At 47.8% G+C, this 9,700-nt stretch carries 8 protein-coding genes; 5 read left to right on the plus strand and 3 right to left on the minus strand.

Translation table 11 applies throughout. The features are described 5' to 3' along the window. Positions 1-44 precede the first annotated feature (44 nt). Complete coding sequence (locus tag PN462_RS01375) at positions 45-2,348, minus strand: VIT domain-containing protein (RefSeq protein ID WP_272126070.1); 2,304 nt, start codon at positions 2,346-2,348, stop codon at positions 45-47. 430 nt (positions 2,349-2,778) lie between these two features. Here PN462_RS01375 and argC point away from each other — a divergent pair, with 430 nt between their 5' ends. The 4 genes from argC (at position 2,779) to PN462_RS01395 (ending at position 6,463) form a co-directional block, all read left to right on the plus strand. After that, positions 2,779-3,840, plus strand: coding sequence for an N-acetyl-gamma-glutamyl-phosphate reductase (gene argC / locus PN462_RS01380; RefSeq protein WP_272126071.1), 1,062 nt, complete (start codon positions 2,779-2,781; stop codon positions 3,838-3,840). Between the two features lie 149 nt (positions 3,841-3,989). Beyond that, positions 3,990-4,685 carry a response regulator transcription factor gene (locus PN462_RS01385; RefSeq protein WP_272126072.1) on the plus strand — a complete coding sequence of 232 codons (696 nt, stop codon included), beginning with the start codon at positions 3,990-3,992 and terminating at the stop codon, positions 4,683-4,685. A gap of 240 nt (positions 4,686-4,925) precedes the next feature. Next, positions 4,926-5,075 carry a hypothetical protein gene (locus PN462_RS01390; protein WP_272126073.1) on the plus strand — a complete coding sequence of 50 codons (150 nt, stop codon included), beginning with the start codon at positions 4,926-4,928 and terminating at the stop codon, positions 5,073-5,075. Positions 5,076-5,281: 206 nt separating this feature from the next. Next, positions 5,282-6,463 (plus strand): nucleotidyltransferase domain-containing protein, encoded by a 1,182-nt coding sequence (locus PN462_RS01395; RefSeq protein WP_272126074.1) that lies wholly within the window; start codon positions 5,282-5,284, stop codon positions 6,461-6,463. 370 nt (positions 6,464-6,833) lie between these two features. On the opposite strand, the gene PN462_RS01400 is transcribed toward PN462_RS01395, so the two are convergent. Further along, positions 6,834-7,520 carry a Crp/Fnr family transcriptional regulator gene (locus PN462_RS01400; RefSeq protein WP_272126075.1) on the minus strand — a complete coding sequence of 229 codons (687 nt, stop codon included), beginning with the start codon at positions 7,518-7,520 and terminating at the stop codon, positions 6,834-6,836. A gap of 152 nt (positions 7,521-7,672) precedes the next feature. On the opposite strand from PN462_RS01400, the gene PN462_RS01405 reads away from it, so the two are divergent. After that, positions 7,673-8,467, plus strand: a complete 795-nt coding sequence (locus PN462_RS01405) for a hypothetical protein (protein ID WP_272126076.1) — start codon at positions 7,673-7,675, stop codon at positions 8,465-8,467. A gap of 278 nt (positions 8,468-8,745) precedes the next feature. On the opposite strand, the gene PN462_RS01410 is transcribed toward PN462_RS01405, so the two are convergent. After that, positions 8,746-9,567, minus strand: a complete 822-nt coding sequence (locus PN462_RS01410; protein ID WP_272126077.1) for a Cof-type HAD-IIB family hydrolase — start codon at positions 9,565-9,567, stop codon at positions 8,746-8,748. Positions 9,568-9,700: the final 133 nt, after the last annotated feature.

The following is a 9,700-nucleotide window of genomic DNA, read 5'->3' on the forward strand; positions in this document are numbered from 1 at the left end:
CATCTCCCCCATCTCCCCCATCTCCCATCTCCCCCATCTATCAACTAATTATTAATCTGAAACTTCAGGGTATAACTTCCCCGTAAGTCTTGGGGAGGTTGCCAGGTTTGCAGACGACGACGCAGGGAGTTAATAACCGTGGGAGTATTGATTGCTGACGCATCTTCATCCCAGAGAACTAGGGTAACACGACCGTTGGCTACCCGTAACTCAAAGACCACTTCTCCGCTATCTCCCCCAGAAAAATTCAAGGTTTGTAGGTGTTGTTCGAGTGCATTAACAACATCCGTGGGGAGGCCATCTGCGTCTATAATTTCGATAGGCGAAGATTGAGAAGGACTAGGTGCAGGTTCTGCGCTTTCTTCTGCTTCTGCGGTGGGTGTGGGGGGTGAGTCCGCACTCTCAAAGAGTATGCCGGGTTGGCGGGTCATTGGTCGCCCATTACGAGGCACACTTCCTCGTGGGACTGCACCGGAGTATGAGTCTTGTTCAAGTTCGCTGTCACCAAAAATGCCTTCGTAACTTACCCCTTCCGGTAATTCTACCGGAACTTGGACGGTGCGACTTGTTCCATCGGGGTCAACGCGCACTTCTTCGCTGACGGCGACGAAGGCGGTATATTGGGAGAGGAGACGGTAGGCTAAAGCCGTTTCGGTGACGGCCTCTACGCCAGAAACGGTTTCACCGCCGTACATTTGGGCCATTAGGTCTTTTATTTTAGCGCGGCCCCAGAGTTGCGCGATCGCAAGATTCCCCTCATCATTAAACCGTACTGGTAAGGTCGTCTCATACTCTCCCCCCCCCGCAGTTGTTCCAGTAATAATTAATTCTCCCTCCCCCGGTTGTCCTTTACGGCCAAATAACACTAAAGGTTGATTGGCGAATAAGTCAGGACTCCGTTGGGGGTAAAATTCAGGAGAACTCCCTTCTCCCTCCCATTGCACCTGAATATCGGTTAAAACGGGATTATTGATTTGTTGAAAGAAGGTTTCAACGGGGGTTTGGGTGGGTGCATCTTGTCGTACCACTTGCATTGTCCCGCGGCCAACTTCTGCTAATCTATCTAACAGAAAGCGATTAACTGAACTGCCAACCCCAAAACTATACAAGCGATTACCGGGTTTTAATTTTTGTTGGACTTCGTTGAGAATGGCCCGTTCATTGCCAATATATCCATCAGTGAGTAAGACCACACTCCGTAACCGTCCAGGGGAGGATGGGGGATAGTTTAACACAGCACGAATCCCGTTTAAGAGTTCTGTGCCGCCGTTGGCTTCTAATTGTTCAATATAATCTAAAACCCCTTGGCGGTTGGCTGCATTATTCTGGAGAGGAGAGGGGGAGAGGGATTGAGCCGTATTAGCAAAGTCGATAATATTGAAGGTATCATCGGGGTTTAAGCCGTTAATGAACCGTCGCATCAGTTCTTTGGACTTTTTCAAGGGTTCTCCCCGTTGGGACCCAGAGGTGTCCATGAGGAAAACAACGTCTTTGGGGACAATTTCGGCGGGATTATAGTCTAACGCAGGAATAAGATACAAGGCGAGGTGTGCGCCTTTTTCGTCTTGGTGGGTTAATACCGTTGCTTGGGTATCTTGTCCAGACACTTGATAGCGGAGAATTAAGTCTTTGTTGGGGATGGTGTCTTCGGGGGACAATTGCACGCGGACGGTTTCCCCTTGTTGGCTGGTGCGGATATCATGGGAGGGGGAATTTATCTCTCGTACCAATCCCCCGGCGTTAATTTCTACGGTAACGTTGATATCATGTCCGGAGCGAGTTTCTGGGGGTAATACGGGGGGAGTAATATTAGACGCATCGGGGACTTGATCTGTGTCTCCTGCGGGGTTGATGGGAGTTCCGGGGATGTAACGGGGCCCGACTACCATGGGGAAGACAAACTCATAGTTTCCTCCCTCGAATTTCAAGGAGTCCGTGTAGCGAATGGTGACAGAAATTTGTTCGCCGGGTTTAATATTAGCGAGGGACTGGGTAAAAATATTAGCTCGTTCTTGTTCTAAGAGTCCAGCCGTGCGGCCTTCTTCTCTTGCTTGTTCATAAATTTCTCGTGCTTCTTCCCGTTTTTTGATTTCGCCTTTTATAATGCGATCGCCGATTTGAATTTCCATGTCATCCACTGCGGCCTCATCGGGGAGGGGGAAGACATAAACCGCTTCGAGGGGTTCATCAAAGGGGTTTTCAAAGGTTTGGGTGACTTGGACACGGGATAAATTCCCCGTCACTTTCGCGGTTACGTCGGTATTTTTCAAGGGAAAGGCCAGCTTTTCCCCTTCAGACGGCGCGTATAAGCCGCCTAGCGTGTCGGGAGAGGTGGTAGGTTGATTCATATCATTTCGCTGAGTAAGACGGGTCTGAGAGGGATTTTGGGGGGTTTGAGCAAAGGAAAAATGAGTGACTGTACCCCCCACACCCAGAAGCATAAGGCCGAATAGGAGAAAGTAGTTCAATTTCATAAGAGTTTTGGCAATACAGGTTTAAATAAAGTCATCAAACTGTCTTAACCTTCCCATAGGCTGTCCTATCTCCGGATGACAGTTACAGTTTTTGTAACATTCTGGGAAGAATGGAGAAGGGATAATTCAAGAGTTGCGGTGAGTGAGAGGGTTAGGGGAGAAAACCACAAAGACACCAAGGACACCAAGCACGAAGAACAAAGAACCAATAACGAATCCCCAAACCGTAAAACTGATATCCCCGAATGTTCAAATTTGATACTACAATGCAGCCAATATTGGCGGTTCTTGAGAAAATGTAGATATGAACGATTCTAAACGGATTCCAGTAGGCATTGTGGGTGCGTCGGGGTATGGAGGAGTGCAGTTAGTGCGACTCTTACTCGACCATCCCCATGTTGAAATTGTGTATGTTGGGGGGAAAAGTAGTGCGGGGAAACCCTATGCTGAACTTTATCCCCATGTCGGCCATCGCTTCAATCCGACGGTTGAGGATGTTGATGTGGATGTGATAGCCTCTCGCTGTGAGGTGGTTTTTCTGGGACTTCCTAATGGCCTTGCTTGTGATCTTGCTCCCAGTTTAATTGCTAAGGGGTGTAAGGTTCTCGATCTGTCGGCGGATTACCGTTTTCAGGATTTAGAAACTTATACCATGTGGTATAAGAAAGAACGCAGCGATCGCGATCTGGCCTCTCAAGCAGTTTACGGTTTACCCGAATTGTATCGCTCTGAAATTAGAGAAAGCTCTCTGATTGGCTGTCCGGGGTGTTACTGTACTACCAGTTTACTGGCGATCGCTCCCCTGCTCAAACAAGGGTTAATTGTCCCCGAAACCGCGATTATTGACGCAAAATCCGGCACTTCTGGAGGAGGAAGAAAGGCTAAGATTGGGATGTTATTATCTGAGGCCGATAGTTCTCTAGGGGCGTATAATGTGGCCGGAGCCCATCGTCACACCCCAGAAATTGAACAAGTGTGTAGTGATCTGGCCGGCCATGATATCCGCATCCAGTTTACTCCCCATTTAATCCCCATGGTACGTGGCATTCTAGCCACAGTGTACGCCACCTTGCGTGATCCGGGTTTAGTCCGTGAGGATTTACTGACCATCTATAATGCCTTTTATCGGTCATCTCCCTTTGTGCAGGTGTTAGGGAGTGGGGTGTATCCGCAAACGAAATGGGCAGTGGGGACAAATCTCTGTTACATTGGCGTAGCGGTCGATCCGCGTACCGATCGCGTGATTGTCATGTCTGCACTGGATAATTTAATTAAAGGACAATCGGGTCAAGCGGTACAGGATTTAAACATCATGATGGGATGGGAGGAAACCTTGGGACTTCCTCAGTTAGCGTTTTATCCATAAAGGGTTCGGTTAGGGGAGATGGGAGTCGGGAGTCGGGAGATGGGGGAGATGGGGGAGATGGGGAAGTTGATAGTTGAACCACTTCCCCGTTTCCTGTTCCCCGTTCCCTTTGTACACTGTTTACTGGTTACTGATTACTGATAAAAATTATGTCTGAGCAACCTAAAGTCCTGTTAGTGGATGATGAACCCGGTTTGCGGGACGCTGTTGAGGCTTATTTGGAAGATGACGACGAATTTGCTGTCACTGCGGTTGCGAGTGCGGATGAAGCATGGGAAGTCCTTGAAACTGATCCGCCTGATCTGATCATTTCTGATATTATGATGCCCCAAGTGAGTGGGTATCAGTTTTTAGAGAAATTACGGGAAGATAGTCGTTTTGCGGATTTGCCTGTGGTATTCTTGACCGCGAGAGGGATGACCAGCGATCGCATTCAAGGATACCAAGCTGGCTGTGATGCGTATTTACCGAAACCCTTTGAACCCGAAGAATTGGTGGCCATCGTCAAAAACCTCCTGCAACGACGCAAAGCAGCGAGTACCGACGACGGGGATAATGGTAAATTAGAAGCCATTGTCCGGGAAATCTCGGCCATTCGAGGAATGCTTGATCAACGTTCCGGAATTTCTCAGTCTCCCTCCCCCATTCACATTGAACTCACCCCCCGTGAGCAAAGTGTACTCGATTTAGTCGCTCAGGGGATGATGAATAAAGAAATTGCCAGCAAACTTGACACCAGCGTTCGCAATGTCGAAAAATATGTGAGCCGTCTATTTAGCAAAACCGGAACGAATAGTCGGACCGAACTGGTACGCTACGCCTTAGAACACGGTTTGACCTCTTGAGACTGGGTGAATAGTCCCAAAAAAAATAGCAACGATCTTCTCGCCAAACCCTCCCCCTCCCTTGTTTTCCCGCAAAATAAAGAGAGGGGTAATCACTGCTAATTATATTAATTTTGTTTAATTTAGATGAATAAGGTTATCATAATAATAGATAAATTAACAAAAAGTTGCTATAGTTAGTAGCATAAACAACTTTTTTTAGCCTTGGTTCATAAAAACTTCATCATAAAAATTAAACAAATGTTAAATTTACTCAAACAAATTGAGCAACAGGATTTTCATCAGTCCTTTCAGGAGATTAGCCAATACCTCGGACTCACCGCCGCTTTGGTGATGATGAGTCTCGGTGTAATCACCATGATGAGCTTACGGACAGGTATTTTGTACTAGCTCTAGGCTCTAGATCGTAACGGACGGTAAACCTTCAAATTTCCCTCTTTACAATTCACCTTCTTTCTTTACAATCCATAACAAAATTTAAAATCAATCCTTTTTAAACTAAGTCAAAATACTTAGAACTTCCCTAAAAAACTGAATTAACCGTTTTGAGAAAGCTGCTTAATTTTGAGCAGCTTTTTCGCCACTTCCCCACCAAAATGGCACACCCTACTAACCCCATCTGGCAATTATTAGTTTGTTGTAGTCGGACTGAGATCAGTCCCTCTCATCGAGAGCAGATCATCGAGATACTCCAAGGGGAGATCAACTGGGAAACCCTCTTAGAAAGCGCGAAATGGCATAAAATCACCCCCCTTCTCACTTGGCATTTACAAGGGTTGGGATGGCCGAGAGTCCCCGATGGGGTGAAAGTGCAGTTACAACAACAATTTGAACAAAACCTCCGCCAAAACTTCCTCCTCGTCACCCACCTCCGCAAACTCCAGCAGGTTTTTCATCACCATTCCCTCCCCTTCCTCTCCCTGAAAGGGCCCGCATTAGCAAAACGAGTCTATGGGAATTTAGCCTTGCGGTCTATGTATGACTTGGACTTCCTTCTCCGTCATCCCCAAGACTACTTTACCGCCAAAACCTTACTCGCTGAATTGGGTTATCAACCCTACCATGACCTTACTCTAGCCCAAGAAGAACTCCAACTGAAAACCAACTTTGGGGCTGCCTTCCTTAACCCCCAAACGGGAGTCCAAGCGGACCCTCACTGGGGACTTTCTCCCCCTTTCTTTACCTGTCATCTCCCTGTTGCTGATCTTTTTCACCGTCAAGGGAGTGAAACTCTGGGGGGATGTAAATTTCCGACTCTCTCTCCGGAAGATTTATTATTAGTTTTATGTCTCAATGGTGCAAGGGACGGATGGTTAGAGTTACAGCGTCTTTGTGATGTGGCTGAATGTGTTCGCGCTTTTCCTGAGTTAGACTGGGAGGGGTTGCATTGTCGGAGTCGTCTGTATAATTGCGATCGCATTTTCTTCCTCGGCCTCCACATCACCCAAACCCTCCTCGGTTGTCCTCTCCCCCCCTCCATCCAAACCGAAATCCAACAACACCCCGCTATTCTTTCCCTTACCGAAACCATCCAACACACCCTAACCCAAAGCCATATCCCCAGTCACACCCTCCTACAACGTGCCGCTTTCTCCCTACAATTACAACCCGGCCCCCTCAATAAACTCCGCTTTCTCTCTCGTCTCGTCTTTCCCATCAACGAACGAGACTTAGAATGGGTACAACTCCCCCGTCCTCTATTTTTCCTCTACTGTCCCCTACGCTGGGTACGGTTAGGGCTGAAATATCTAAATATCGCGTTTTTCCGTAAGTATTGACATCCTGCTCGGGATTGCCACTCTCACGGGTGGGATATCAACTACCCGCAATCAATCGCTAAACGCGATGTGATTGGGGCTTATTTCTGCCGTCCACCTCAATTCCATGAACCAAGAGCGGCGCATGGCTTTGGCTTCATCCGACGAAACATCCGACGATCCCGGTTGAACAAAATCGTTTCGCGCAGTCCCCATCTAAAATCTTCGATTTAGATGGGGTTAGCGAAACCAGTAAAGTTGATGTCTTCTACAAAGATCATTGCTGTACCAGATTGTCGCAATTCATCCCGTCGCTGAAAGCGGGGCTCTTCTTGGGACGTTAAGTTAAAGGACTGGTGGTCATGGCCTTTCCCCCCGTTTCCCTCCCTTGTTAGCTCACGGCTTTGGCAAAAGGTTGAGTAAGACAGAGTAAATTGTCTCCTTGAATGGCAATGGCCCCTTGTTGGCGGAGTCGTCCCATTAACCGGGTGACGGTGACACGGGTTGACCCGATCGCGCTGCCAATTTGGGCGTGGGTAAGCGGATAAGGCAAACAATACCCCTGGGGGGTAGGTTCACCATATTCTTCGATTAACAGGGTGAGAAAGCCCCATAAACGGTCAATGGTGCGACGTTGGCCTAAGATACTCAACCAGAGGAGTTTGCGTTGGTGTTGGTAGCGGAGTGCGTCGAGGACTTCCCGGCGAAAATGAGGCCAGTTGTCTAGATCATGCCAATAGAGCCAAATCACTAGGGTTTGTGGGGTATGGGCATAGGCTTGTAAGTTGACGGTGGGTTGAGCAATGACTTCAAAGGGGTGTCCTGTGCCAACAAACCCTAGGAAGGCTTCTTCTTGCTCTGGGAGAGAAGGGGTGGAGGTGGTTGGGGGTTGCACCTGAGCCACTCCTGTTAAACGAACTGCTCCCCGTTGGACAAGGTAGAGTAACCCGGGCCGGACTGGGATGCGTTCGTCTTTGTTAAAGATGCGATCGCGGTAATGCTCTTGTCCCCAGTCGATGATTCTTTGCCACATCACAAACGGTCGGGATGCCTCTGACGAAAGGGATTGACTGTGCATAAGACGTTTTTCAGGTAATTAAGCGGGTATATTGATCTATGGTACTGAGAGTGGAGGTATCAAAAAACACTTGCTACAGAAAATTTTTACTGTCTTGATGTTTTTTGATTCGTTGTCTGCCCACTCCCCCAAAGAGTTAGAGGATTTTCAAGATGGGAAATGAGGGTCAAAAACCGGAGTCGCTCCAAGGTCAACTGCAAAATGCTCTCGCTCAAGCAACCGAGCAGTTGGGGTGTCCGTTAGCAGTCTCCTCAGTCCCAGTTTATCGGGTCAAAACGTCGGCTTATGTGGCCTATCGTTCCCCCCTAGCAGAAGTGCTGGAAAAACGCTTCCCGGCCTCCTCTAGAGATTGGGCAATGGACTTACTTCATGTGCTTTCTGATACTTCTCCATGGCAAGTTGTCCGCGTTTTCCCTCATGGGTTGGAGTTTCGCTATTGCGAGTCAATGTTGGCCGACTGGTTAAACGCTCTTTTAGACATGACCATCTCTTTGCCTTCTCTTGCTCCTCCGGTGACTGGAGCTTATTTACCCCTCCAGTACCTCCAATGTCGTTGTTTATCTTATCTCTACTTGGGCCAAAGCGAAGGGTTCATTACGCTTTCCCCAGGGGAAAAAAGTTTGCTGTGGCAATGGGAAACTCCCTCTCCTCTCCCTTGGTTACAAGAGTCGGAAACCTGGCGTTTTGTTTCTCCCCCAGCATGGGAGGTCCTCAGTCAAGTGGTGACGGTGACAGATATTTTGGCCCAAGGACGGCCTATCCCTTGGCCGACGGTGGCCTACCGCTTTGGGAAGACCATAGAAACTTTTGAGTGTGTCAGTTGCATTGGGGGAACTACGTCTTTAGAATTGGTGCAAGCGCGATTAGGCTTAATGGCGGTTGCTCAACGGTTATTATTGCGTATTTTCTGGGAACAGTTCGGGATTGTGCCTCGTTTAGAATTCTGAAAACAGGGGAGAATCTGCCAAATATCGGGGCTTTGAGGCAAAAACCGAGAATTTTGCCTTTTGAGTTGACAGGTCTTAAATCTCTACGTTATGGTTGGATTGTGTGAGGAGCGAACCAGTTAAAGAGAGCCGAGACGAAACATGGCAAGTCGTCGGCTCTCTTTCTGATTTCACTCTCTCTCTGATTTCATTGTTTCTGATCTCATTATTTCCAATTTAATAGGGATTGAAATCAGAATTAAACTGTTTTTTCTGAAAACTTTTTCGCTCAAGAGGGTTTAAAGTAAGAATTTTTCTATGGCCTTTGCCACCCCATCCGCTTCAACATCGGGGGCAACCCAATGGGAAAAGTGTTGAGCCGCAAACTGTTTTAAGCTATGGGGAGCATTGCCCATAATAACAGGAAATCCGGCATATTGTAGCATTTCTAGATCATTCCAATTATCCCCAATGGCCATTACCTGTTGAGGTTGATAGTTTAAATAGTCTTCGGTTAAAAACTGGACTGCTGTTCCTTTGTTAACTTGGGAACGAGTGGCTTCAACGAAGGTGGGAGTGGATTGGGTAATATAGAGTTGTTCGGTGGTGTACTGTTGTTTGAGTTGTTGATAGAGTTGCGCGATCGCTAGTGTATCATCACTCAAGGCCAACATTTTCGTCACCTCCTGCTCCAACAGAGGCCGCAAGTCTCCCACGGGATTCACAGAAATGCCCGATCGCTGGGTATAGTGAATAGTACGGGGAGTAATTTCCCGGACATACAATTCATCATTGTAGTAACAGTGAATATCTAAACGGGATACCCATTCCGGTTGTTCCCAATGCTCTAACAATGCAGTGGCCAAAGGAACAGAGAGAGGAGAATGCTGCAAAACATCTTGAGTCACCGGATGCTGTACCCACGCCCCATTATAGGCGATAAGCGGTTGATCTGAGGCAATCAGTGCATGAAACCGTAAAGCCGAACAATACATCCGGCCTGTTGCAATGGCCACCTTAATCCCTTTAGCTTGTACCTGTGCAATGGCCGTCTGGACGCTAGGAGAAAGGAAATTATCTTCCCCTGCGATCGTACCATCCACATCGAGAACCATTGACATCCTCCCTCGACAGAGCCGAGGGATTCCTAAGAATCAGCGAGGTTCTTCATTCAACGACTCCGCTTGCTGTGACAAGATTTCTCCAGCCACAGTAGAGGCAGTGTCTCCTGAAGCGTTTCCTATCGTGTAGATA

It is taken from the genome of Spirulina sp. CS-785/01, assembly GCF_028330525.1.
In the GTDB taxonomy this organism is placed as follows: Bacteria; Cyanobacteriota; Cyanobacteriia; order Cyanobacteriales; family Spirulinaceae; genus JAQMSD01.

Coding starts and splice junctions, on each gene's coding strand:
- PN462_RS01375 (WP_272126070.1), bottom strand. CDS start 2,348: ATGAATCAACCTACCACCTCTCCCGACACGCTAGGCGGCTTATACGCG.
- argC (WP_272126071.1), top strand. CDS start 2,779: ATGAACGATTCTAAACGGATTCCAGTAGGCATTGTGGGTGCGTCGGGG.
- PN462_RS01385 (WP_272126072.1), top strand. CDS start 3,990: ATGTCTGAGCAACCTAAAGTCCTGTTAGTGGATGATGAACCCGGTTTG.
- PN462_RS01390 (WP_272126073.1), top strand. CDS start 4,926: ATGTTAAATTTACTCAAACAAATTGAGCAACAGGATTTTCATCAGTCC.
- PN462_RS01395 (WP_272126074.1), top strand. CDS start 5,282: ATGGCACACCCTACTAACCCCATCTGGCAATTATTAGTTTGTTGTAGT.
- PN462_RS01400 (WP_272126075.1), bottom strand. CDS start 7,520: ATGCACAGTCAATCCCTTTCGTCAGAGGCATCCCGACCGTTTGTGATG.
- PN462_RS01405 (WP_272126076.1), top strand. CDS start 7,673: ATGGGAAATGAGGGTCAAAAACCGGAGTCGCTCCAAGGTCAACTGCAA.
- PN462_RS01410 (WP_272126077.1), bottom strand. CDS start 9,567: ATGTCAATGGTTCTCGATGTGGATGGTACGATCGCAGGGGAAGATAAT.